The following is a 25,364-nucleotide window of genomic DNA, read 5'->3' as shown; positions in this document are numbered from 1 at the left end:
TCAATCGATTTCTGTTTATGACCTTCATCAACATTATTGCGGGTATACAGCAGGCCAGAAGGTTGGGTTTTGACTAATGTTGCTGTACTCATAATAGTGCTACCTGAATGCCGAATAATGAATTGTCTCATTAGGTGTAATAATTATAGCGGACAATTTTTCGGGAGTCATATTGCTTATCCCTATTGGATTAATAGGTATTGGTATTAATAGATATTATATTAATAGATATTTCATGAAAATAAAAAAACCGGAGGATATTGAGTCTCCTCCGGTTTGAATAAATACCCCAGTATTTTGGTAAAAATAATTATTCTATTTTTTCTATTTTAGTTTTTCGTTTAATGGTAGACGTGGAACCGATAGAAGCACAAATAATGCAGAAAAGAGCAACCCACTGAGTCATCGTCAAATGCTCATTAAGGAAAATAATACCTGATAATGCGCCTAATGCTGGCTCAAGGCTCATTAATGTCCCAAATGTTTTGGCTGGCAGGCGCGTAAGGGCAATCATCTCCAGCGTGTAGGGGAATGCGGTAGATAAGATAGCGATCCCCAGCGCAATAGGCAGCAATGAAACATCAAACAGTAATTCAGGGGCAGTCTGTATTAACCCGATTGGGAAGAAGATAAAGGCCGCAATCAGCGAACCCACAGAAACGGTAGCTGCGCCATAGCCAGCCCCGGCACGTTGCCCGAAGATAATATAAAGTGCCCAGAAGACACCGGCTCCCAAAGCATACAAAATCCCGATAGGATCAAGTGTACTGACACTATCCCCAACAGGCAGGAGAAAGCCTAATCCGGCGATGACCAACGCAATCCAGAGAAAATCCAGTGGGCGTCGGGAAGAAAACATGGCAACAGCCAAAGGCCCTGTGAACTCAAGTGCAACGGCAATGCCGAGAGGAATGCGAGACAAGGCCATATAAAACAGATAATTCATCGCCCCTAGTGAAATACCGTAGGCAAAAAGAGGAATCAGAGAATCCCGCTGAAATTTTAGACGCCACGGTTTAAAAATCAGAAAGAGAATAATTGTTCCCAACGCAAGTCTCAAGGCTGTGACACCAGGCGCACCGATGACATGGAATACTGTTTTAGCCAGTGAGGCTCCGGCTTGAATTGATGTCATCGACAGTAACAATAAAATAATGGGGAGCAGAGGAAAAGAAGCTGCCCGATGTTTAGAAAGAGACATTCAAAAAAACCTCAGTTACAACGTGTTATTTAGGGGGACGTCATCTTCGCAGTGAAACAGATATAACTCAACAGGATTATCAATTGTACGCTTGTTAGTCTATCGTATAATCAGAAATTAAAAAAACAATAATGGAGTTTAGTCATGAAAGAAAATACGATTAAAAATGCACCAGAAATAAAAGGTTCTGTAAAGAGTATTGCGGTTTATTGTGGTTCAAGCCTTGGTATATCTGAGATCTATAAAGAAAGCGCGATATCTTTTGCGAAAGAACTGGTAAAACGTGACATTACTTTAGTCTATGGTGGAGCAAGCGTAGGGATTATGGGAACGGTTGCGGATACTGTCCTGAAAGCAGGTGGTAAAGTGATTGGTGTTATCCCGACCTTGCTGGAAGAGCGTGAAATTTCCCATAAGAATTTATCAGAACTCCATGTTGTGGAAACTATGCACCAGCGCAAAAGCAAGATGATCGAACTGGCAGAGGGATTTGTTGCTTTGCCCGGCGGCTTTGGGACATTGGAAGAGTTCAGTGAAGTTTTTACCTGGAGCATGATTGGGTTAAATAGCAAACCTTGCGGTATCCTCAATATTAACCAATTCTATGATCCTCTAATTTCTATGATCGACAGAATGGCAGATGAGCAGTTTCTGCAGGAAAAATATCGTCATATGGCAATTGTTGAACAAGATCCCGCTTTATTACTTGACCGTTTTAATGATTACATTGTTCCTTCGGTCAAAACTTATTCCAAATAATTTCAACAGAAGGAGAAATATAATGATAATAAGAACAGCTTCGATGCAGGATGTTGAGGCGATTCTATCTCTCTATAATGTCTTATTTGATGAAATGGCAGCGTTACAGCCAGATAGGCTCAAAGCGACTGAACAAGACAGAGATTTTATTGTTTCCAATATGGATAATGGCAAATTTCATTTACTTGTTGCGGAAGATGAAAATGGCAGCATAAACGGGTTTGCCATTGCGCAAGAACAGAAGACACCGTCTTTTAACTGCTTGGTCCCCAGAACTTATGGCCATATTTTTGATCTGGTAGTAAGTCGGAATGTCAGAAGTCTCGGTGTTGGTCGGAAGTTATTGGCTGAAATGCAGAAATGGGCAAAGGAAAATGGTTATTCACATCTGGAACTGAGTGTATTATCTCAAAATATTGATGCAATACGCTTTTATGAAAGGGAAGGGTATCAGGAAGTGAATAGAACTATGGCGATTACTCTGTGATCAATATATATTCCAGTTTTTACGTGCCTTCTGTATTCAAATTGCTTTGCAATAACAAATAACTATTTAAACCATCAGAATTTAATTCTGATGGTTAGTATTTATTTACATCTATTTTCTGACCATAGTGAACTCATTTTTTAACGGTGCTGTTTAAAGCAATTCGATATTCTCTTAATACTTCGTCAATAATCCAACTGGTGCGGGCAGCAGATTCTCCATTGGATGGGCAAACGCCTTTGCCCTGTATCCCGGCAATAACTGTCTGGATTAATGGCATTTGAATATGTTTTGGATTTTCAAAATGATACTGATGGAGTTGGTTATTTTCATCATAATATGAAATGGGGGAGTCACCAAATGTTGCAAAAACTATCTTGCCTTTGTCTCCGATAATTTCGACTTTATCCTCACGGGAACTGGCGACAAAATTCCAAATTCCAACGCCCTGAATCTGGTTTTCGAACATAAAAGACATGGAAACGCAATCCTCGGCGGGATAGGCTTTTGCCTGTGAGTTGGCATGTCCTTTAACCGAGATAATTTTACCGAGCAGAAAATCCAATATATCGAGTGTGTGGCAAGCCAAATCAACAAATAAGCCACCACCGGATATTTCTGGTTTCACAAACCACGGCAAATTATCAGGATCTTGATAGATAGAAGCCATTTCCCTGAATAGCATGCAATTTACAATTCGTGGTGAACCAATTGCCCCAGAATCAATTAACTCTTTTATTTTGATAAACCTGGGTAAAGCCCTACGATAATAAGCGACGAACAGCGGGACTTTTTGCAATCGGCAGATGGCAATCATTTCGTTGCATTCTTCAAATGTTAATGCCATCGGTTTTTCAACATAGACAGTTTTTCCCGCTTGTGCTGCCAAAATTGTATATTCTTTATGGGTAGAAGGTGGGGTCGCAATGTATATGGCATCAATTTCAGGATCATTAATCAGGGATTCGGCATCTGAATACCATTTTCTGATATTGTGTCGCTTGGCAAAATCTTTGGCTAAATCAGTATTGCGGCGCATGACCGCCACTAATTCAGAGTCTTCTAGTTTGTAAAAAGCAGGGCCACTTTTTACTTCAGTGACATCACCACAACCAATAATGCCCCATCTTACTTTTTGCATTGTATTTTTCCGGTGTATCAAATTGTTGAGTCGTAAAATTCAGGGAAAGTTTATAACAGGACTGCTTTTTGTTCTGTACTTCCCTGTTCTATAGATTAGCGATATTCATGGAAAAAATAATTAACATTCAGTATGTTATTTGATGTCTTTCTCTAATTTTGAAAGTGGGCAACGCATTCTGGCGATACTTTTTTCTGGTTGTGGCATAATGCGCGGCTATCAATTTTATAAACTCCCTTTTTATTCACTTTAAGAGCAAAAGTTGTGTTAAGTACAAACAACATCACCATGCAGTTTGGCAGTAAGCCACTGTTTGAAAATATTTCTGTCAAATTCGGCAACGGCAACCGTTATGGTCTGATTGGTGCGAATGGGGCAGGTAAATCTACGTTCATGAAAATCCTGGGCGGAGATTTAACCCCAACTTCCGGTAACGTCGGCCTTGATCCAAATGAGCGTCTGGGTAAATTGCGTCAGGATCAGTTTGCATTCGAAGAATATACCGTGTTGGATACAGTCATCATGGGGCACACGGAGCTGTGGGAAGTTAAACAGGAACGTGACCGCATTTATGCCATGGCAGAAATGAGCGAAGAAGATGGCTATCGTGTGGCTGATCTGGAAGTCGCCTATGGTGAGATGGACGGTTACAGTGCCGAAGCACGTGCCGGTGAACTGTTACTGGGCGTGGGTATTCCTGTGGAACAGCATTATGGCTTGATGAGTGCTGTGGCTCCGGGCTGGAAATTGCGGGTATTGTTGGCTCAGGCGCTGTTTTCTAATCCTGATGTCCTGCTGCTTGATGAGCCAACCAACAACCTGGATATCGATACTATCCGCTGGTTGGAGCAAGTGCTTAATGAACGTGACAGCACGATGATCATCATTTCCCATGACCGTCACTTCCTGAATACCGTATGTACTCATATGGCTGATTTGGATTATGGTGACTTGCGTCTGTTCCCGGGCAACTATGATGAGTATATGGTGGCGGCAACACAGGCCCGCGAGCGCCTCATGGCAGATAATGCGAAGAAGAAAGCACAAATTGCCGAACTACAGGCTTTTGTTAGCCGTTTCAGTGCCAACGCCTCTAAATCTAAACAAGCAACTTCCCGTGCTCGTCAGATTGATAAGATCCAGTTAGATGAAGTAAAAGCTTCCAGCCGTCAGAATCCTTATATCCGTTTTGATCAGGATAAAAAATTGTTCCGTAATGCGCTGGAACTGGAAGGTTTGACCAAAGGGTATGATAACGGGCCACTGTTCAAAAACCTGAATCTGCTGGTGGAAGTTGGCGAGAAGATGGCGGTGATCGGTGAAAACGGCATTGGTAAAACCACATTCCTGAAAACGCTGATCGGAGAGGAAGCGCCAAATAGCGGTACGATTAAATGGTCTGAAAACAGTGCCATTGGCTATTACGCACAGGATCACGCCAGTGATTTTAACTGCGACCTGACTGTCTTTGAATGGATGAGTCAATGGAAGCGTGAAGGTGATGATGAGCAGGCAGTACGCAGTATTCTTGGTCGCTTATTGTTTGGTCAGGATGATATCAAGAAGAAAGTTGGTGTGCTTTCCGGTGGTGAACAAGGCCGGATGCTGTTTGGTAAGTTAATGATGCACAAGCCAAATATTTTGGTGATGGACGAACCAACCAACCATTTGGATATGGAATCGATCGAATCTTTGAACCTTGCGCTGGAACTCTATCAGGGAACGTTGATTTTCGTCTCTCATGACCGTGCTTTTGTTAGCTCATTAGCCAGCCGTATTCTGGAGATTAAATCCGATAAAGTGGTTGATTTTAAAGGTACTTATGATGAGTATCTGAAAAGTCAGGGTATTGCTGAGTAATTCTGCTTAACGTTTATAGCCCCGTTTATTTTACGGGGCTATGATCAGGGTTACTGACAAACTTCACATTTAGGGTCTTTAGGCAGTTTGATCTCACGAAATTCCATTGTCATTGCATCGAACAGTAATATTTTTCCATGGCAGCTTTTTCCATACTGAGTCAATAGCTTAATGGCTTCCATGGCCTGTAAGGAACCAATAGTTCCCACCAATGGCGCCATGACGCCTGCTTCAACACAAGTCAGATTGTTTGCACCAAATAACCGGCTCAGGCAACGGTAACAAGGTTCTTCCGGTTGGTAAGTAAAGACGGAAAGCTGGCCTTCCATGCGAATGGCCGCACCAGAAACCAAGGATGTTTTACGTTCGTAGCACAAACGATTGAGTTGTTCACGGATGGCAACGTTATCTGTGCAATCAAGCACAATTTCGTGCTGGCTTATCAATTCATCCAATGCAGGATCATCTAATAATCCTTCAATGGGATGAATAGTAACGTGCGGATTAATCTCCCGTAGTGTCAGGGCCGCTGAATGGACTTTTGGCATACCAATGCGTTCATCGCGATGGAGAATTTGTCTTTGCAGATTGGAAAGGGAAACCGTATCAAAATCCAACAGGGTGATAGTTCCAACACCAGCCGCAGTAAGATATTGGGAAGCCGCGCAACCGAGGCCCCCCACACCAACTATCAGCACCTTGGCAGATTTTAATTTTTCCTGCCCGTCGAAATCGAAACCCCGCAAGACGATTTGTCGGTTATAGCGCAGGGTTTCTTCATCGGTAAGTTCGATAGTCATTGTTTTATTATCTTATTGGTTTTGCAGTAAATGATTGAAAAATTCGATGTGCACTGTTTCGCCAACCACAACATGCCCGCGTTCCCGTTCCAGAACGATAAAACAGTTGCCGGCGCTGTATGAACTAAAGATATGGGAACCTTGATGACCTGTGGTTTTTACTTCGAATTCCCCATTTTCATTGATGGCAGCAATACCACGTTGGAAATCCAATCTTCCGGCAGATTTTTTCAATGGCGTTGTTGCCTTGGCTGTGAGGCGCATTGGTGGTTGCCATGTGGTAAAGCCGGATAAACGGGCAATCAGTGGTTGCACTAATTGGTAGAAGGTCAACACAGCAGAAACGGGATTGCCGGGTAAGCCACAAAACCATGCATTCTCCAATTTGCCAAACGCAAAAGGTTTACCGGGTTTAATCGCGAGCTTCCAGAAACTGATTTTGCCCACTTCATCTAAAATCTGTTTAGTGTAATCCGCTTCACCCACAGAAACGCCGCCGCTGCTGATGACTAAATCGGCTTGTTTATCTGCATTGATAAACGTTTGGCGCAATGTAGCAGGATCATCGCGGATCACGCCCAGATCGATAACTTCACAATCCAGTTTTTCTAACATCAGACGAACAGCAAATCGATTAGTATCGTAAATTTGACCAGCCTGTAATGGTTCGCCGATGGCTTGCAGTTCGTCACCCGTAGAGAAAATGGCAACTTTCAACTTACGAACAACATTAACTTTTGCAATGCCCAGAGAGGCAATCAGCGGTAATTGTGCTGTAGAAAGTTTAATCCCTTTTGGCAATACCACAGCATCTTGAGTGATGTCTTCGCCAACAGTACGAATATTTTGCCCTTGTGTTACCGGAGAAGTGAACCGGATTCCTGTTTCAGTAACCTCTGTCTGTTCCTGCATCACCACGGCATCAGCACCAGAAGGAATAGGGGCGCCAGTCATGATGCGAATACAACTGCCAGCCGGCCATTCTCCCTGAAACGGTGCACCAGCCAGTGCTTTTCCTGCTACGGGCAAGGTTTGGTGATCGCTCAGATCGGCAACGTGAATGGCATAACCATCCATTGCTGAGTTATCAAAAGGAGGAACGTTGATGGGGGAAATGATATCAGTGGCGGTGATACGGCCCGCAGATTCAGTCAGACTAATGGTTTCTGTGTTAGTTAGAGGAACAGTCTGCGCCAGTAATTTTTCTAGTGCCTGCTCAAGTGAAATTAAGTCTGAGGTATGACAGTGATCCATGAGAAGCTCCCTATATGCCGCAAATACAAATACTACAGATTGCGGACAATCAGTTATTTTTGAAGCAGTTATTTTTGCAACTGAACGCATTATGACAAAGATTGCCTTGCTGGGGAATGAGGGGAACCGGTTGTTAATAAAAGATGTATATTATATTCATGATTTGTTATAACTGATTTATTCTAACTAATCCGATTGATTTCACTATCATTTAATCACTATGAGCAATCAAACCATCACATCTCGTGGACGTCATTATCAGGCTTTTCAGATTGCATTAAGCGGTTTTCTTGCTTTGGTTGTTGCAATGGGAATAGGGCGTTTCACTTTTACCCCACAAGTTCCGTTGATGATTGCTGAATCCCAATTCACATTGACGGGAGCAGGCATTGTTGCGGCATTCAATTACCTTGGTTATCTGGCTGGCTCTTATGATGCTATGCGGGCTCAGCGTTTTGTCGAATACCGTCTATGGAGTGGATTATGGGGAGCAGTGATCATTACACTGCTTTCGGCATTGCTGGATGGACCAGTTTTGCACAGTATTGCTCGTTTCTTTATTGGCTGGGCCAGTGGCTGGACGTTGGTACTGGTAGCCGCATGGGCGAATGATGAGTTGGCAAAACTGAATCGTCCGGGATTAAGTGCGGCTGTTTTCTCTGGGCCGGGAATCGGGATCTTTATTAGCGGCGTGTTGGCGATGGGGATTCAGTCCTGGCAAATGAGCGCCGCCAGCGCGTGGATGTTATATGGCATTCTTGCTTTACTGCTCAGTATTTATATCAGCCGTCATTTGCCCCGCAGTGGTGAACTGCATCGCCCACAAACTACCCTCCAAAAACTCACTCTGACACCGGATATTAAGCGACTCGTGTGGAGTTACAGTCTGGCTGGATTTGGCTATATTTTGCCTGCAACATTTCTTTCCCAAATGGCATCAGAACGTTTTCCTGATAGCCTGTTTGCTCAGTTTGTCTGGCCAATATTTGGTGGTGCTTCTGTCATTGGCATCATGTTGGGAATTTTGCTGCGTAATGTCTCAACGCCTCAAATTCGTTTGTCAGTTTCGTTATGGCTTCAGGCATCAGGCATTTTAATTGCAGAAATGTTACCGGATCTTGCCGGGTTGATGATTGGAGCATTACTGATAGGCGGTGGTTTTATGTGTGTGGTGCAATTGGCTTTACAGTATGGCCGGGAATTGGCGCCAAACCATGCCCGCTATATGGCGGGATTACTGACCACAGGTTATGCACTGGGGCAATTAGTGGGACCGATGTTATCAGCGGTTTCAACATGGCTGACAGGTAAACTGGAACCTGCTTTGTATATCGCATTTATTGGGTTAGTCATTGCGGGGTTATTGGTATTCAATCGTCATAAAATTCATCGTGAGTTATCTTGATTTGGCGCATTGATGACGTACAGGTATAGTTGTGCGTGGATACAAAAATAAATAAATATCGTGTGGTGTTACATGCACTGATATCTGCGTAAAATAAACGTTTCGATTATCCGTCAAGTAACGGAAAGTATTATTCTTGGAGAAACTGATGTCATCCCTAAGTACAGAAGCTGCATTGGTGCATTCAGCACTGGCCGCCCGTGGTCTTGAAACCCCATTGCGTGAACAAACTCTGGAGCCAGAAGTGCGTAAAGCACGCATTGAGGAACACATGACAGAAATTATGAAACTGTTAAATCTTGACTTGAGTGATGACAGTTTGGCGGATACGCCGGGTCGTATCGCGAAAATGTATGTGGATGAGATCTTTTCAGGATTGGATTATAACAATTTCCCGAAAATCACCCTGATAGAAAATAAAATGAAAGTCGATGAGATGGTAACGGTGCGTGATATTACGTTAACCAGCACCTGCGAACACCATTTCGTCATCATTGACGGCAAAGCTACCGTTGCTTATATCCCTAAAGATAAGGTCATTGGTTTGTCGAAGATTAATCGTATTGTTCAGTTTTTTGCCCAGCGTCCACAAGTGCAGGAACGTTTGACGCAGCAGATCCTGATCGCGCTACAAGCCCTGCTTGGCACGAATAATGTCGCCGTTTCTATTGATGCTGTCCACTACTGCGTTAAAGCACGCGGCATTCGTGATGCAACCAGTACAACGACGACGACTTCTCTGGGAGGGTTATTTAAAACCAGCCAGAATACACGGCAGGAATTCCTGCGTGCCGTGCGCCATCTGCAATTATCATGATGAATTTTTAATATCATGGAGCATAGTTCTAATGGAGTAATGCACCCGCGAGTTGAGATAATTGATAGTCTGCGTGGTTTTGCCATTTTGGGGATATTACTACTGAATATCTCCGGTTTTGCATTGCCATATGCGGCCTATATGAATCTGTTTTATAACGATTCAGTTTCATCTGCTGATGTCGTGACATGGCTGATTTTGAATACCTTTACTCAGGGAAAGTTTCTGTTCATCTTGACGTTGTTGTTTGGGGCATCGCTTGAATTGCTTCAGCAGCGAGGACGTGATTGGAATATTCCCAGATTGCTGATTTTGTCTGTTATTGGTTTATTGCACGGTATTTTGCTATGGGATGGCGATATCTTGTTGTCATATGGCATTGTTGGCCTGCTGGCATGGCATTTTATCAATAATCGTCAAAAGTTGTTTGGTACAGCGGCGACTTTGTATTTGTTCGGCGTGATGATGTTTTATCTTCTGGGATTATTTCCCGTAGGAGATAATAATTCATTCTGGCAGCCAACACCGGAAGACCTTTTTCATGAGAGTTACTGGAAAACTTATGGCGGGCTATTGGCTATAGAACATCGAATCCGTCAAATCAGTGGCATCATGATTGTGGTAGTTGTGCAATATGGCTGGCAAATAGTTGGTGTTATGCTTTGTGGCGCAATGTTACTGCGTAATGGTTGGTTAAAAGGAGAATTTAGCCGCAAACATTACCGTCGTTTGGCATTATGCTTAATTCCTGCGGGGATGGCGATTCAATGTATTGCCTTGTTAATTCAGTACTTATACCCTTACAGTTATTTTGCGTCGTGGACAGTCCGCTACACTATTACTGAACTGGCAACACCATTGTTGGCATTAGCTTATATCTCGTTGATTTATGGATTCTGGCCTACCATATCACGCTGGAAAATCGCTTTTTGGCTCCGTCAGGTCGGGCGAATGGCACTGAGTAGCTATTTGTTACAAACCTTGATTTGCACCACTCTTTTTTATCGCTTTGAATTATTTGATCGGTTTACTCGTTTGGAATTGATGGCATTTGTTCCATTTATCTGGGCATTAAATATCTGGTTTGCTTGCTGGTGGTTAAATCGTTATTCACAAGGGCCGATGGAAAAGCTCTGGCGCAGTTTAACAACAAAATTGTCTGGTAAGGTTTAGGCAAGTCATTTGCTAAGTTGTTTAAAGATTAAGAGCCTATTGGATAGGCTCTTTTATATTGAATTCGTTTCTCTTTCTTATTTGCTACGAGGTTTTTTTTCTAGTTCCTGTAGCTCTTCTGGCGATACAGCCGGATAACCTTGAACCCCGGTTGGTACGATATGTGGTGCGGGAATTGGCATCAATGGGCCTAAAAAGCGCGGTTCACGTTTCAGAATATACAAATCTGTCAATGCGCCAAGACGTGCAAATATTTCCCTTAAACGAATAGTCATCATATTCTTAGGGGAAGGAACCGCATAGCATTGTGCTTCTATACCCAGATGCATGGCAATAAACAAAGCCCGTTCACAATGGAAGCGCTGGGTGATTATGGTAAAGTCATCAGTATCAAATACCTTGCGGGTTCTGACAATCGAATCCAATGTTCTGAAACCAGCAAAGTCCATTACAATGTTGCTGGCTGGGATCCCCGCCTTGAGCAAATCCTTCCGCATGGTAATTGGTTCATTATAATTGTGCTGAGCATTATCTCCGCTCAATAACAAATATTTAATTTTGCCGCTGTTGTAAGCATTAACCGCCCCTTGAATGCGGTAAAAGTAATATTGGTTATATTGACCGGTTTTATAATATTTGGATGTGCCGAGTACCATACCGACTTGTCGCTCAGGAAGTTGCCTGAGGTCATCAAAAATGTAAGGAGCGGTTTTCCAGCTAATCCAACGGTCAAGCATAATAGCTGTCAGCATCATGACAGCAATGATGAAAACCAGACTGGTAATCAAGCGTTTCCACATGATTTTCGTTTGCCTTATATGTACTTATGGACCAATGCCTAAAGGCTACTTTACTTAAAATATTGAAGCAAGTTTTCAGTGGGTTATATTAAAACTAATTAAAAGAACTAAAACAATGGGGCAATAATTGAATAAGCCCGCCAACCTAATTGGCCGGCTTATTAAGATTATTATCAGAATGAGGTGCGTTTATAGATGCGATATTCTGGTTTCCAGAAATTGCGGTCAATAGCCTCATCCAGTGCATCTTCGGATGTGACAATCGCTACACCTTGAATTTGGGCTTTTTTTGCCACTTCTTTGGCTATTTTGCGAGAAACATCTTGGATGTCATCAATGGGCGGCAGTAATGGGCCAGAGCCTGTTTGTGCCAGTGGTGAGCACTCTGCCAATGCACGGCTGGCTACCATTAACATATCATCCGTAACACGTTTAGCGCCGGAAGCGATAACACCTAATCCAATTCCAGGGAAAATATAGGAGTTATTGCACTGTGCAATTGGGAATTCCCGGCCTTCATATTTTACCGGAGCGAATGGGCTGCCTGTTGCCACCAGCGCTTTGCCCTCTGTCCAATTGATAATGTCTTCAGGACGTGCTTCCACACGCGAGGTTGGATTAGACAGCGGCATCACGATTGGACGTTCACAATGTTTGTGCATTTCACGGATGATTTCTTCTGTGAACAAACCAGACTGACCGGAAACACCAATCAAGACAGTGGGTTTTGCGTTGCGAACAACATCCATCAGTGAGAGGGAATCACTGCTGACATCCCATGATTGCAAAGCTGAACTTTTCTGTACCAGCGCACTCTGGAAATCCAGAAGATTTGGCAGTTTATCGGTTAAGAGACCAAAACGGTCAACCATGAACACACGAGCACGAGCCTGTTCATCACTTAATCCTTCAGATTTCATCTGGGCAATGATCTGCTCTGCAATCCCGCAACCCGCGGAACCCGCACCAAGGAATGTCACAGTTTGATCTTTTAGCTGGCGACCGGCGGCATGGCTGGCTGCAATCAAGCTACCAAGGGCAACGGCTGCGGTACCTTGGATATCATCGTTGAAACAACAAAGCTCATCACGATAGCGGGTCAATAGTGGCATCGCATTATTCTGAGCAAAATCTTCAAATTGCAGTAGTACATTTGGCCAGCGGCGTTTCACAGCCTGAATAAATTCATCCACAAATTCGTCATACTCTTTGCCGGTAATGCGCGGATGACGCCAGCCCATGTATAGCGGGTCATTCAGACGTTGTGGGTTATTTGTGCCCACATCCAGCACAACCGGTAAGGTATAAGCCGGGCTGATCCCACCACAGGAGGTATACAGCGACAATTTACCGATAGGAATCCCCATTCCCCCGATACCCTGATCGCCCAGTCCAAGAATACGTTCACCATCGGTGACCACGATAACTTTTACATTCTGCTTGGTGGCATTTTGCAGCATGTCATCAATGTAAGCTCTGTTTGGGTAGGAAATAAACAGGCCACGTGCACGGCGGTAAATGTCAGAAAAATGCTCACATGCTTCACCTACGGTTGGTGTATAGATGATAGGCATCATTTCACTGAGATGAGCATCAAGGAGACGGTAGAACAGCGTTTCGTTGGTGTCCTGAATATTCCTTAAATAAATGTGTTTATCCGCGTCATTTTTGAAATCGCGATATTGACGATAGGCGCGCTCGGCCTGTTCTTCTATTGTTTCAACTGCCTGGGGCAGTAAACCATGCAAGTTGAAATTGCTGCGCTCTTCTTCAGTAAAGGCACTGCCTTTATTCAGCAGAGGAAATTCCAATAAGATGGGACCTGCGTAGGGAATATAAAGAGGACGTTTACTTTCGTGTTCCAGTTCCATGATGCTTACTCTTTGGACTAATCAATAACAAAATCGGCTGTAGATCCTAAGAAGATAAAAAAAATAAGTACAGCAAATGTTACTTAAATATATTTATCGTGAGCAAAAATGAGAGATAACATGCAGAATTGGCTAAAAAAATGTTATTTAATTTCTTTATTTTACTCCTCTTGAGCGATATAGAGGAGTAAAACTGCCATTTTGTTAAGTTACTCTTATACCCATTGGGTATAGTTCATTTTAAAAGGTATGCCGTTCCACTTTTGTACAGCCAAGTGCGGTTAATGTCGATTGTGTTGCGTTCCATTGTGATAAATGGCTATTTCCACCTTCCACGAGTACCGCCCGTTTGATGGAGTGACAATCTCCACCTGACATATTCATGAGTATCAGGGCTGCCTGTAACGGCGGTAAACTTGGGTTGAATGCGGCGTTTTCTGCATAACGGCCGATGTAAATTCGCCCTTGTTCATCCTGTAGTGCGATCCCTGAGTGGGATTGGCTATAAGGTGCGTGACTGTGGTTTGCTGCGTCCAGTGCTGCCTGTACTAATTCGTCGCTGGTATTTAATTGATGCCCGTGGTTAACGGTATCCAGCAACAATGGCGAGTCTGTTAAATCACCCGGGCCAAAGGCTTCCGGCAGGTAATCTGCCAGAGTCAATCGGGGGCGATTGGGCAGGTAAACTTCTAATTGTGTTCCACTATTCAGCTCATTCATAAACTGGCGGCAGTGACCACAAGGTGAATAGTTGATAGTGATGGAAGCCAGTTTTTTCTCACCACGTAACCAAGCGTGTGTAATTGCTGATTGCTCGGCATGGACAGTTTGCTGTAAAGGGACATCAGCGAATTCCATATTGGCGCCGAAATAAAGATTACCACTTTCTCCCCGTGCAATTGCACCAACATAGAAATGGGAAATAGGCGTAATGGCACAGGCCGCAGCAAGTGGCAATAAGGCTAATGCCAGCGCATGATCATCAAATCCACTGATTTGTTTAACGGATTCGACCTGTTTTGCGGTTAGCATTGCAGGAAAATCGTCATTGCTAATGTAAGGCAATAACGCTTCTTGCAGTTTAGGCGTAATTTCTGACCAAATAGCATGAAAACGAGCTTGCATAGAATGATCTCCAAATTAATTGAAGGTCATTCTAGGATGTCTGTTCAGGTTTGTAATGTGATAACAGCCATATATTTAATGAAATTTGTGTAATAAAAGAATTATTTTAGCAACTTACATCAAATTTTTGCTGTTTTAATTAATTTTTTCACTTCTTAGTTACACTTTATTAACTTCTTTAACAATGGTTATTGGTAGAATAATTAACCGAACAGATGTAGTAAAATCGGAAATAAAAAAGGCGCAATGAGTGAAGTAATAATGCCGCACGTCATTAAAGCCAGCGAACTGTATGCTCCCTCAACATGATCCATTTCAGCACAGCGAGCAGTCCCCACTGCATGGGATGCTGTTCCCATCGCCAATCCTCGTGAAGCTTGTGTCTTTATTTTTAGAAGATTAAACAGGTTATGCCCAAAGACTGCGCCTAAAATACCTACCGCGATAACACAAGCTGCACTGATAGCGGGAATACCACCGATAGAATCAGCGACTGCCATCGCGATTGGCGTGGTAACAGATTTGGGAAGAACGGAAGCCGCGATTTCAGGTGTGGCACCTGCCCATAATGCAATGGCAGTACCTGTTACCATTGCCACAATACTGCCAATAAAACAGATGGTAATAATCGATTTCCACTGGGCACGGATTTGATGGAGCTGTTCATAAAGCGGAAAGGCCAGGGCGACAACAGCAGGTTGTAGCAAATCATTCAATATCCGGCTACCCGCAAAATAATGTGCGTAAGGTGTATGCGTCATGAGTAGCAAGGGAATGATAACGGCCATTGATATCAACAAGGGATTAAATATAGGCAGTTTGAGCCGAATTGATAGCTTTTTGGCAAAATAAAATACGAGCAAAGTTAACGGTAGTGACCACCAAATATGGCTTAACATTTTTCTTTTTCTTCCTGTTCTTGCTGTTTAGCACCAATAATGATGCGCTCGCGGTGGACATAGTGGGAACTGTAGGCAACAACAATCATGACAACGATTGTACTGACAATACAGGAAAGGATAATGGGAAGTATTTGCTGACTGAGTTGAGAGTAATAATCCATGACGCCTACTCCGATAGGTAAAAAGAGCAATGTCATATTTTTCATCAACAGGCTACAGCTCGGTTTTACCCAATGCGGGGGAATAATTTGGAATGCAAGTAAACAAAACAGGAGAAGTAAGCCAATAATACTGCCGGGAAGAGAAAAGGGAAGCAGTGTTGAAATGATATTTCCCGTGATCAGGCACAAATAGAGCAATGCGAATGCGCGCAGATATTGCCAGCCTATCATCAGCACGTTTTGGAAAGACATAATAGATAATTCCTCAATATAGCGAGGGTTTTATCATACGACTAACACTGTAAATGTGCCATACGTCACATTAAAAAGCGGACTCATTTTTGAGCCCGCCTTAATATCTATTTGATAATAGTCAATATTTTTTCAGAGTACAGTCGGTTATTTAACTTGCATGCCAGGTTGTGCGCCGCTATCCGGGCTTAATAGGAAAATATCTTTCCCGCCAGGGCCTGCTGCCATCACCATACCTTCTGAAATACCAAAGCGCATCTTGCGTGGTGCAAGGTTGGCAACCATCACTGTCAGGCGGTTTTCCAACGCCTTTGGATCAGGATAGGCTGAACGAATGCCGGAGAACACTTGACGAGTCTCGCCGCCGATATCAAGGATCAGTTTCAGTAACTTATCTGAGCCTTCAACAAAATCAGCTTGTTTGATCAATGCAATACGTAGATCAACTTTAGCAAAATCATCAAATGCAATCGTGTCCTGAATAGGATCATCCGCCAACGGGCCAGTTACGGTTTTTTGGGGTTTGATACTCTCTTTTGAGTCAGCAACCATAGCTTCAATTTTAGCCATTTCAATGCGATTAAATAGTGCTTTGAATGGGGAAACTTCATGGCTTAACAGAGGTTGTTGGATGCTATCCCAAGTCAGCTCGGTATTCAGGAACGCTTCTGCACGCACAGTCAGGCCCGGAAGCACTGGCTTCAGGTAAGTCATCAGGACGCGGAACAGGTTAATGCCCATTGAGCAAATCGCTTGTAGATCGGCGTCACGGCCTTCTTGTTTCGCCACAACCCACGGCGCCTGTTCATCAACGTAACGGTTAGCAAGATCGGCCAATGCCATGATTTCACGGATTGCCTTGCCAAACTCGCGGTTGGTGAAGTCTTCTGCAATAGCTTGTGCTGCATCAACAAACTTTTGGTACAGTGCAGGATCAGCAAGCTGGTCTGCCAGTTTGCCACCAAAACGCTTATTGATGAAACCGGCATTACGTGAGGCAAGGTTAACTACTTTGTTAACGATATCGCTGTTGACACGCTGAACAAAATCTTCCAGATTCAGGTCAATATCATCAATGCGGGAAGAGAGCTTCGCTGCGTAATAATAACGCAAACAATCAGCATCAAGGTGTTTCAGATAAGTTTCGGCCTTGATGAAGGTTCCGCGGGATTTGGACATCTTAGTTCCGTTTACGGTGATATAACCGTGAACGAACAGGTTGGTTGGTTTGCGGTAATTGCAACCTTCCAACATTGCCGGCCAGAACAGGCTGTGGAAATAAACGATATCTTTACCGATGAAATGGTAGAGATCCGCTTTGGAATCTTTTTCCCAGAACTCATCGAAATTCAGGTCATCACGCTTATCACACAGATTTTTGAATGAGCCCATGTAGCCAATTGGCGCGTCCAGCCAAACGTAAAAATATTTACCCGGTTGATCCGGAATTTCAAAACCGAAATAAGGTGCATCACGGGTGATATCCCATTGTTGCAACCCGGCCTCGAACCATTCCTGCATTTTGTTTGCGACTTGCTCCTGCAACGAACCAGAGCGAGTCCATTTTTGCAGCATATCGCTGAATGCAGGAAGATCGAAGAAGAAATGCTCTGTATTACGCATTTCTGGCGCGGCTCCAGAAACAACAGAACGAGGATTGATCAGCTCCGTTGGAGAGTAGGTTGTTCCACAAACTTCACAGTTATCGCCATACTGATCTTCTGCCTTACATTTTGGGCAGGCACCTTTGACGAAACGGTCTGGCAGGAACATGCCTTTTTCTGGATCGTACAACTGAGAAATTGTCCGGTTCTTGATGTAGCCGTTCTTTTTCAGTTCCAGATAAATTTTAGATGCAAGGGCTTTGTTCTCTTCGCTATGCGTAGAATGATAGTTATCGTAGCTGATGGCAAAGCCGGCAAAATCCTGCTGATGCTCTAGGCTCACCTTGGCAATCATATCTTCTGGTGAAACCCCACTCTGCTGGGCTTTCAGCATGATTGGTGTACCGTGGGCATCATCAGCACAGACAAAGTGAACCTCTTTGCCGCGCATTCGATGATAACGAACCCAAATATCAGCCTGAATGTGTTCCAGAATATGACCGAGATGAATTGGACCGTTAGCATAAGGTAACGCACAGGTCACCAATAGTTTGTTCGCGACTTGAGACATAGTTAGGATCTGACTTCCGTAAAATGAAAAGGGTTTTTGATGTTACCTGATCAAGAGCATTGCCGCTAGGGTAACGGGAGAACTTCGTCACTTTTACTTATGGCCTTATCTGAAGCCGTTAGCTTCTGTTATGATGTCCAAACGGTTTTAGGTTGAAAAAAGAGAAATCAAAAGGAGCCGGGATGAACTCACAATCCCCCGAGCAGACCAATCCTGACCTGCTGAAAGAACACGTTGCCAAAATATTGGCAACATTCAAACATCCGACATTAGAGCGAGATTTGATCGCCCTGAAAGCGTTGCATCAGTGCACCATGCTGGATGGCATATTGCATATTGAATTAATCATGCCGTTCGTCTGGAAACGTGCCTTTGAAGTATTAAAAGCAGAAACAACTCAATCCCTGCAAGCCGCGACGGGAGCGAAAGCCATTGAGTGGCGATTAACCCATGATATCAGCACATTGCGTCGCGCCAATAACTTGCCGGGCGTAAATGGTGTGCGCAATATTGTTGCGGTCAGTTCAGGCAAGGGCGGCGTGGGAAAATCCAGTACAGCGGTAAATCTGGCACTGGCACTGGCACAGGAAGGAGCAAAAGTCGGTATTCTGGATGCGGATATCTACGGCCCCTCTATCCCCAATATGCTTGGTACAGCCAAAGAGCGCCCGACTTCCCCGGATGGTCAGCATATGGCACCGATTATGGTACATAATATGGCGACTAACTCCATCGGCTACCTCGTCACCGATGATAACGCAATGGTTTGGCGTGGCCCGATGGCGAGCAAAGCCTTGATGCAAATGTTACAGGATACTTTGTGGCCAGATTTGGATTATCTGGTGATTGATATGCCGCCGGGAACAGGAGATATCCAGTTAACGCTATCCCAGAATATTCCGGTGACTGGCGCGCTGGTTATTACAACACCACAGGATATTGCCCTGATTGATGCCATGAAGGGCATTGTTATGTTTCAGAAGGTCAATGTGCCGGTTTTAGGCATTATTGAAAATATGAGCACCCATATTTGCAGTAACTGCGGTCATCATGAGCCGATTTTCGGTACAGGTGGGGCAGAAAAACTCGCAGAAAAATATCATTGCCAATTACTGGGGAAAATCCCACTGCATATTTCATTGCGTGAAGATCTTGACCGTGGTGAACCGACCGTGAGTTGTCAGCCTGACAGTGAGTTTACGGATATTTATCGTGAAATTGCTGCCGGTATTTCTGCACAGATGTATTGGCAGGGAGAAAAGATCCCGACTGAAATTTCTTTCCGTGCAGTTTGATTTGAGCGACTCCATACTGAAAACGTAGGTCAATGGCTCCTATAGTTACAGAGCCATTGTTCTATGTTCGGTGATGTCTATGTTCGGTGATGTCTATGTTCGGTGATGTCTATTTTATCTGCTGAAGTGCTTCGTATCACTTTCTGTATTTCAATTACATACCATTGAGGGATTATTTTTAGCGTATTCTCCACTTGAAGCATAAAATTGCGGAATTTTTATGCGAAGCGTATCGAAAAAAACGAGACTTATCTTGTTTACTCTGGAATAGAAGCCACTAACTCCCTATAATCCGCCACACATGGTGTTTGTGAATACCATGTTCCCACTTTATTTTTTTCTTTTTTAACCAGGTTATTTCTATTATGGCTGATGAAGCACATAAGTGTACAATCGTAGGTATCTCAGGTGCCTCTGCCTCAGGCAAAAGCCTTATTGCCAGCACACTTTATAGAGAATTACGCGCTCAGGTTGGTGATCATAATATCGGTGTTATTCCAGAAGATTGCTATTATAAAGATCAAACCAACACCCCAATAGAAGAACGTTATAAAGTTAATTATGATCACCCAAGCTCAATGGATCACAATTTACTGTTTGAACATCTCCAGGCACTGAAGGCCGGAAAATCCATTGAGTTGCCGCAATATGACTACGTTGAACACACCCGCAAACCTGAATCCATTCATTTTGAACCGAAAAGAGTCATTATTCTCGAAGGTATCCTACTATTAACGGATAAGCGCTTGCGCCAAGAGTTGGACTTTTCCATTTTTGTCGATACACCACTGGATATCTGTTTGATGCGCCGTATTAAACGCGATGTGAATGAACGCGGGCGTTCGTTGGATTCCGTCATGGAACAGTACAAGAAAACTGTACGACCCATGTTCCTGCAATTTATCGAGCCATCGAAACAATATGCCGATATTATTGTACCTCGTGGTGGGAAGAACCGCGTGGCCATTGATATCTTAAAAGCCAAAATTGGCCAATTTTACGAATAATCTGCTGTTCAGGCATTCATAAGTATCATCGTATTTGAGAGGAAATAATGCGACTCTGTGACCGTGACATTATTAAATGGCTAGATGAAGGTAAGCTGGTAATTACCCCACGTCCCCCTGTTGAACGTATTAATGGGGCAACTGCTGATGTGTGCCTTGGGAATCAGTTTCGCGTTTTTCGGGGTCATACTGCCGCTTACATTGATTTGAGTGGCCCTAAGGCGGAAGTCAATGCGGCACTTGACCGTGTCATGAGCGATGAAATTACTTTGCCGGATGGAGAAGCATTTTTCCTCCATCCCGGTGAATTGGCTTTGGCGGTAACGCTGGAATCTGTCACACTGCCTGATAATTTAGTCGGTTGGCTGGATGGGCGTTCATCTCTGGCGCGCCTCGGCCTGATGGTGCATGTCACTGCGCATCGCATTGATCCGGGTTGGCAGGGGCAAATCGTTCTGGAATTCTATAATTCAGGCAAGCTGCCTTTGGCTTTACGCCCCGGTATGGTCATAGGTGCATTGAGCTTTGAACCGCTTTCGGGATCGGCTGAGCGGCCTTATAACCGACGTCAGGGTGCTAAATATAAAAATCAGCAGGGAGCCGTAGGTAGCCGTATCAGTGAGGATTAATCTTTCCTGGTAAAGCTTTTTGGTGAAAATAGTCATCTTGTAGACATGAGACTGGGGAAGTCATGAAAAGATTGTTGACGACACTCGTTATTCTGTTGGTAGTCATTGTTGCTGGTTTAACTACGCTGGTCATGTTAATTAACCCAAATGATTTTCGTGACTATATAGTCAAACAGGTACAAAAGAAGAGTGGTTACCAGCTCGTGTTGCAGGATGATTTACGCTGGCATGTCTGGCCAAAACTGAGCATTCTGACTGGGCAAATATCATTGACCGCTCAGGATGCTAAAAAGCCGGCAATTGTGGCAGAAAACATGCGTCTGGACGTGGAATTGTTGCCTCTGTTATCCCACCAGCTTTCAGTTAAAGAAGTGATGCTGAAAGAGGCTGTATTGCGATTCACACCAGATAGCCAGCCACAGAAACGGTTACAAGCCCCGATTGCGCCGGAAAGTGATATTCGCTATCCCGCCGTCTCTGGCAGTCAGGCTTGGAAATTGGATATTGCCAGAATCAAGGTAGTGGATAGCTTACTGATCTGGCAAGCCAGTGATCATTCCCAATTGAATGTTCGTGGTATCAATTTACTGTTGGAACGTAGTGATAAAAATCACGTTGACCTCAAACTCAGCAGTAAAATTAATCAGAATCAGAAAGAACTGGCATTTGAACTTGGTGCCTTGGTGGATATTTCCGACTACCCGCAGAAGGTGTTGGCTGACATTAATTCCCTGACGTATCAATTAAAGGGTGTTGGCTTGCCATCTGCCGGAATTCAAGGGACAGGCAGTGCTACAGTGAAATATCAGGCTTCACCTGAATCAATATCACTGCAAAAAATAGCGTTGATGATGAATGATGAGAACGAACTGAAAGGTAATATTACTGCCATCTTGAAAGATAAGCCGCAATATTCCATCAACCTAACATCGTCAAAATTGAATCTGGACAATCTGTTGGGGTGGGATGTTTTACCGAAAAATACCCCACAGGCAAAACATGATTATCGAATCGAAAATAACTCATCAAAACCAGTGATCGCGGCATCAGTCTCGCCATTGTCCAATTATGATCTCACTTTTTTGCAAGGAGTTGATGCTGATGTTTCATTCATGGCAGATAAGCTCATTTATCAGGGGATGAATATTGATAATTTTGGCTTGCAGGCTGTGAATAATAACGGCTTGGCGAGGATTGAAAAGTTAAACGGCGATCTATTTGGTGGGCATTTTGCGCTGCCAACCACGATTGATGCCACAGTGACTCCTGCAAAATTACATACAAAGCCACTTTTACAGAAAGTTGAATTGGAGCCATTGTTAACCGCATTAGCATTACCGCCAATATTCAATGGTCAGATTAACGTGGATGGTGATCTTATGGGGGAAGGGTATGACGAATATGCCATTTCCCATTATTGGCAGGGTGATTTGAATATTGATCTGAAAAACGCGCGCCTGAAAGGATTGAATATTCCTCAGCTTATTCAGCAATCTTTTTCCCGGGCAACTGATAAAGTCAGCCAACCTACGAATACAGATGATTTTACTGAAGCGAAAAATATGTCAGTGAAAGCACAATTGGATCGTGGTGAGATTAATATTAGTGAACTTACTGCAATTTCCGGCATTCTCAATATTCAGGGGAAAGGGAAAGCAAATTTACTGAAACAGAACACCGATGTTGCATTATGGGTGCAATTGACCGATGGATGGGGTAAACAGAACGAATTGGTACGTCGTTTGGCGAAGTTAAGAGTGCCACTGCGAGTTTACGGTGATTGGAATAACCTGCAATATACGTTGAATGTGGAATCTGTATTGCGTGATGAGATACAAGAAAGAGCCAAACAATCCATCAAAGATTGGCTCGACAATAACAACGATAATGAGAACCTTAAAAAACTAGAGGAACTGCTGAATAAAAATAGGGGTAATCATTAAATAGAAAAGAAATTGATGTTTTAGTTTCGGTCAGGTGATCGCCTTGGCGATCACCTGATTTAATGCCTATTTCTGTTAATACCCTACCGCATTAATACCCGACAACCTGATAGTAGAAGTGCGGTACCCAGCCGAGCTGATTAGTCGTGACGGAGACTGTCAATGTATCTTTCGACAAACCAACTCCGTCTGAATTATCTCGCCGTGTTTTGACATCAGCCAAATAACTAGGATGCTGATTATCAAAATTATCTCCGACAATACTTGCTTGGCATGAAATAATGCCATTTGGCAAGGCCGTGGGCAGTGTGATTTTGTAGAAGTGAGTATAGTAAGTCACTCCACCAATCACAGATACATTAAATTCGCCAATAGGTTCACTACCAACCACAAGCCCGTTTAACATGAATATCTCACCCAGTTTGATGATGGTGTGATCTTCCCCGATTCGACGTGATTCAAGGCCTGATCCTACCAAATCACCCAAGCCTAAATTTCTCACAAAGGCTTGTTTGTCTGGGATATCGGCTCCATTCTTACTTTTCTCCAGCCGGCCCTCAACGTCATTTTTGGCGGCTAGCGCATTGGTATTGGCATCACTTGCTAATGTTTCAACTTTATTGATGCGGGTATCGATTTCCGTCTTGCTGTAAGTCCCTACATCAGATGCAGTCAGTTTAATATCGGATAACAGGGCCTTGCCATTTATGGTACGCGTGAGTGGGACGCGACCATCCGCATTGTTATTGGCTGCATTTGCCAGATCTTTAATATCCTCAATGCGATTGTCCACTTCGCCTTTGGTATAGGCATTCATATCAGATGCAGTCAGTTTAATATCGGATAACAAGGCTTTACCATTCACGGTACGCGTGAGTGGAACTTTGCTCTCCGTATTATTATTGGCATTATTTGCCAGCTCCTTAACTTCATCAATAAGGATGTTGATATCAGCCTTGTCATAGGTATCTATATCAGCCGCAGTAAGTTGAATGTCCGTTGATAATTCCTTGCCATTCACTTTACGTGCCAATGGTACTTTGCTATCAGCAATACTAATGGCTGAATTTGCTGTGTTATTGGCTTTCTTAGCTTGCTCGGTAACCCTGCTGATTTGATCATCGATTTCCGCTTTATCATAAGTATTGATATCAGCAGCTTTTAATTCAATGTCAGTTATCAGCTCCTTACCATTGATCTTGCGGGTTGTTGGAACCGATTGTTGCAGAGCCAACGTGGCATTTTTATTGGCGGTTTCAGCCAGATCCTTAACGTCCTTGAGACTGGTGTCACTTTCTGTTTTGCTGTAGGCATCGACATCGGCCGCAATCAATTGGATATCGGTTGAAAGTTCTTTGCCATTGACCTTACGGGTTAATGGCACTTTGCTGTCACCCAGATCCGTAACATCTTTGATGCGTGTGTCGATTTCCGATTTGCTGTAAGCATCGACATCGGCCGCAATCAATTGGATATCGGCTGAAAGTTCTTTGTTATTAACTTTGCGGGTTAATGGGACTTTGCTGTCAGCCAGAACCGTCACATTCTCGATACGCGTATCGATTTCCGCTTTGCTGTAAACATCAATATCAACAGCAGTCAGTTGGATATCGTTCGTGAGGTCTTTTCCATTGACTTTGCGGGTTAATGGGACTTTGCTGTTAGCCAAATCCTGAACATCTTTGATGCGTGTGTCGGTTTCTGCTTTGCTGTAAGCATCGACATCGGCCGCAATCAGTTGGATATCGCTTGAAAGCTCTTTGTCATTAACTTTGCGGGTTGATGGCACTTTACTGTCAGCCAAATCCGTCACAACTTTAATATTGGCGTCACTTTCTGCTTTGCTGTAAGCATCGACATCGGCCGCAATCAGTTGGATATCGCTTGAAAGCTCTTTGTCATTGACTTTGCGGGTTAATGGCACTTTGTTGTCAGCCAGATCCCTGACATCCTTGATATTGGCATCACTTTCCACTTTGCTGTAGGCACCAACATCAGCGGCAGTGAGTTGGATATCGGCTGAAAGTTCTTTGTCATTGACTTTGCGGGTCAATGGCACTTTGCTTTCGGCCAGATCTCTGACATCTTTGATTCGCGTATCGATTTCTGCTGTGCTGTAGGCATCGACATCGGCCGCAGTCAGTTGGATATCGCTTGAAAGCTCTTTGTCATTGACTTTGCGGGTTGATGGCACTTTGCTTTCGGCCAGATCCCTGACGTCCTTGATATTGGCATCACTTTCCACTTTGCTGTAGGCACCAACATCAGCAGCAATCAGCTGGATATCGGCTGAAAGTTCTTTGTCAT

At 43.7% G+C, this 25,364-nt stretch carries 20 protein-coding genes and 1 pseudogene; 10 read left to right on the top strand and 11 right to left on the bottom strand.

Going from position 1 to position 25,364, the window contains the following annotated elements:
- Window positions 1-310: 310 nt before the first annotated feature.
- Window positions 311-1,201: a threonine/homoserine exporter RhtA gene (gene rhtA / locus AB204_RS03125; RefSeq protein ID WP_047961925.1), complete on the bottom strand. Its 891-nt coding sequence runs from the start codon at window positions 1,199-1,201 to the stop codon at window positions 311-313.
- Between the two features lie 144 nt (window positions 1,202-1,345).
- Here rhtA and AB204_RS03120 point away from each other — a divergent pair, with 144 nt between their 5' ends.
- Together AB204_RS03120 and AB204_RS03115 are read left to right on the top strand one after the other, a co-directional pair.
- Window positions 1,346-1,960, top strand: a complete 615-nt coding sequence (locus AB204_RS03120) for an LOG family protein (RefSeq protein ID WP_047961924.1) — start codon at window positions 1,346-1,348, stop codon at window positions 1,958-1,960.
- Window positions 1,961-1,982: 22 nt separating this feature from the next.
- On the top strand, window positions 1,983-2,447 hold the full coding sequence (locus tag AB204_RS03115; protein WP_047961923.1) for a GNAT family N-acetyltransferase: 465 nt from the start codon (window positions 1,983-1,985) through the stop codon (window positions 2,445-2,447).
- A 133-nt stretch (window positions 2,448-2,580) separates the two neighbouring features.
- Here AB204_RS03115 and AB204_RS03110 read toward each other — a convergent pair whose 3' ends face one another.
- Entirely contained in the window at window positions 2,581-3,588 is a 1,008-nt protein-coding gene (locus AB204_RS03110; RefSeq protein ID WP_047961922.1) for a Gfo/Idh/MocA family protein, read from the bottom strand.
- A 264-nt stretch (window positions 3,589-3,852) separates the two neighbouring features.
- Between AB204_RS03110 and AB204_RS03105 the strand changes: the two genes are divergently transcribed.
- Entirely contained in the window at window positions 3,853-5,448 is a 1,596-nt protein-coding gene (locus AB204_RS03105; RefSeq protein ID WP_047961921.1) for an ABC-F family ATPase, read from the top strand.
- A gap of 50 nt (window positions 5,449-5,498) precedes the next feature.
- On the opposite strand, the gene moeB is transcribed toward AB204_RS03105, so the two are convergent.
- A complete protein-coding gene (gene moeB, locus AB204_RS03100; protein ID WP_047961920.1) occupies window positions 5,499-6,248 on the bottom strand; it encodes a molybdopterin-synthase adenylyltransferase MoeB in 750 nt (249 codons plus the stop codon).
- 12 nt (window positions 6,249-6,260) lie between these two features.
- Window positions 6,261-7,502 (bottom strand): molybdopterin molybdotransferase MoeA, encoded by a 1,242-nt coding sequence (gene moeA, locus AB204_RS03095; protein ID WP_047961919.1) that lies wholly within the window; start codon window positions 7,500-7,502, stop codon window positions 6,261-6,263.
- A gap of 220 nt (window positions 7,503-7,722) precedes the next feature.
- On the opposite strand from moeA, the gene AB204_RS03090 reads away from it, so the two are divergent.
- From AB204_RS03090 to yeiB, 3 genes are all read left to right on the top strand, one after another.
- Window positions 7,723-8,907 carry a YbfB/YjiJ family MFS transporter gene (locus AB204_RS03090; RefSeq protein WP_047961918.1) on the top strand — a complete coding sequence of 395 codons (1,185 nt, stop codon included), beginning with the start codon at window positions 7,723-7,725 and terminating at the stop codon, window positions 8,905-8,907.
- 148 nt (window positions 8,908-9,055) lie between these two features.
- A complete protein-coding gene (gene folE / locus AB204_RS03085) occupies window positions 9,056-9,724 on the top strand; it encodes a GTP cyclohydrolase I FolE (RefSeq protein ID WP_047961917.1) in 669 nt (222 codons plus the stop codon).
- Window positions 9,725-9,739: 15 nt separating this feature from the next.
- On the top strand, window positions 9,740-10,897 hold the full coding sequence (yeiB, locus tag AB204_RS03080; RefSeq protein WP_047961916.1) for a DUF418 domain-containing protein YeiB: 1,158 nt from the start codon (window positions 9,740-9,742) through the stop codon (window positions 10,895-10,897).
- A gap of 77 nt (window positions 10,898-10,974) precedes the next feature.
- On the opposite strand, the gene sanA is transcribed toward yeiB, so the two are convergent.
- From sanA to metG, 6 genes are all read right to left on the bottom strand, one after another.
- Window positions 10,975-11,697: an outer membrane permeability protein SanA gene (gene sanA / locus AB204_RS03075; RefSeq protein ID WP_047961915.1), complete on the bottom strand. Its 723-nt coding sequence runs from the start codon at window positions 11,695-11,697 to the stop codon at window positions 10,975-10,977.
- A 173-nt stretch (window positions 11,698-11,870) separates the two neighbouring features.
- Window positions 11,871-13,568 (bottom strand): NAD-dependent malic enzyme, encoded by a 1,698-nt coding sequence (locus tag AB204_RS03070; protein WP_047961914.1) that lies wholly within the window; start codon window positions 13,566-13,568, stop codon window positions 11,871-11,873.
- A 240-nt stretch (window positions 13,569-13,808) separates the two neighbouring features.
- Window positions 13,809-14,693 carry a cytidine deaminase gene (cdd, locus tag AB204_RS03065; RefSeq protein WP_047961913.1) on the bottom strand — a complete coding sequence of 295 codons (885 nt, stop codon included), beginning with the start codon at window positions 14,691-14,693 and terminating at the stop codon, window positions 13,809-13,811.
- 203 nt (window positions 14,694-14,896) lie between these two features.
- A complete protein-coding gene (locus tag AB204_RS03060; RefSeq protein WP_047961912.1) occupies window positions 14,897-15,592 on the bottom strand; it encodes a CidB/LrgB family autolysis modulator in 696 nt (231 codons plus the stop codon).
- The gene (locus AB204_RS03055) at window positions 15,586-16,008 is read right to left on the bottom strand and encodes a CidA/LrgA family protein (protein WP_047961911.1); all 423 of its coding nucleotides are present in this window, start codon (window positions 16,006-16,008) and stop codon (window positions 15,586-15,588) included. The genes AB204_RS03060 and AB204_RS03055 overlap by 7 nt, the downstream gene beginning before the upstream one ends.
- A 147-nt stretch (window positions 16,009-16,155) precedes the next feature.
- A complete protein-coding gene (gene metG, locus AB204_RS03050) occupies window positions 16,156-18,183 on the bottom strand; it encodes a methionine--tRNA ligase (RefSeq protein ID WP_047961910.1) in 2,028 nt (675 codons plus the stop codon).
- 182 nt (window positions 18,184-18,365) lie between these two features.
- On the opposite strand from metG, the gene apbC reads away from it, so the two are divergent.
- From apbC to asmA, 4 genes are all read left to right on the top strand, one after another.
- Window positions 18,366-19,478: an iron-sulfur cluster carrier protein ApbC gene (gene apbC / locus AB204_RS03045; protein ID WP_047961909.1), complete on the top strand. Its 1,113-nt coding sequence runs from the start codon at window positions 18,366-18,368 to the stop codon at window positions 19,476-19,478.
- Between the two features lie 365 nt (window positions 19,479-19,843).
- Window positions 19,844-20,485 carry a uridine kinase gene (gene udk, locus AB204_RS03040; protein WP_047961908.1) on the top strand — a complete coding sequence of 214 codons (642 nt, stop codon included), beginning with the start codon at window positions 19,844-19,846 and terminating at the stop codon, window positions 20,483-20,485.
- 47 nt (window positions 20,486-20,532) lie between these two features.
- Window positions 20,533-21,114, top strand: a complete 582-nt coding sequence (dcd, locus tag AB204_RS03035) for a dCTP deaminase (RefSeq protein ID WP_047961907.1) — start codon at window positions 20,533-20,535, stop codon at window positions 21,112-21,114.
- 62 nt (window positions 21,115-21,176) lie between these two features.
- Window positions 21,177-23,057 carry an outer membrane assembly protein AsmA gene (gene asmA / locus AB204_RS03030; RefSeq protein ID WP_047961906.1) on the top strand — a complete coding sequence of 627 codons (1,881 nt, stop codon included), beginning with the start codon at window positions 21,177-21,179 and terminating at the stop codon, window positions 23,055-23,057.
- A gap of 91 nt (window positions 23,058-23,148) precedes the next feature.
- On the opposite strand, the pseudogene AB204_RS22675 reads toward asmA, so the two are convergent.
- Window positions 23,149-25,364: pseudogene (locus tag AB204_RS22675) on the bottom strand (hypothetical protein); the annotation flags it as partial.

The organism is Xenorhabdus khoisanae (genome assembly GCF_001037465.1).
Taxonomy (GTDB): domain Bacteria; phylum Pseudomonadota; class Gammaproteobacteria; order Enterobacterales; family Enterobacteriaceae; genus Xenorhabdus; species Xenorhabdus khoisanae.
Note: the sequence above shows the minus strand (reverse complement) of the source record. Positions and strands in the feature narration are given on the sequence as shown.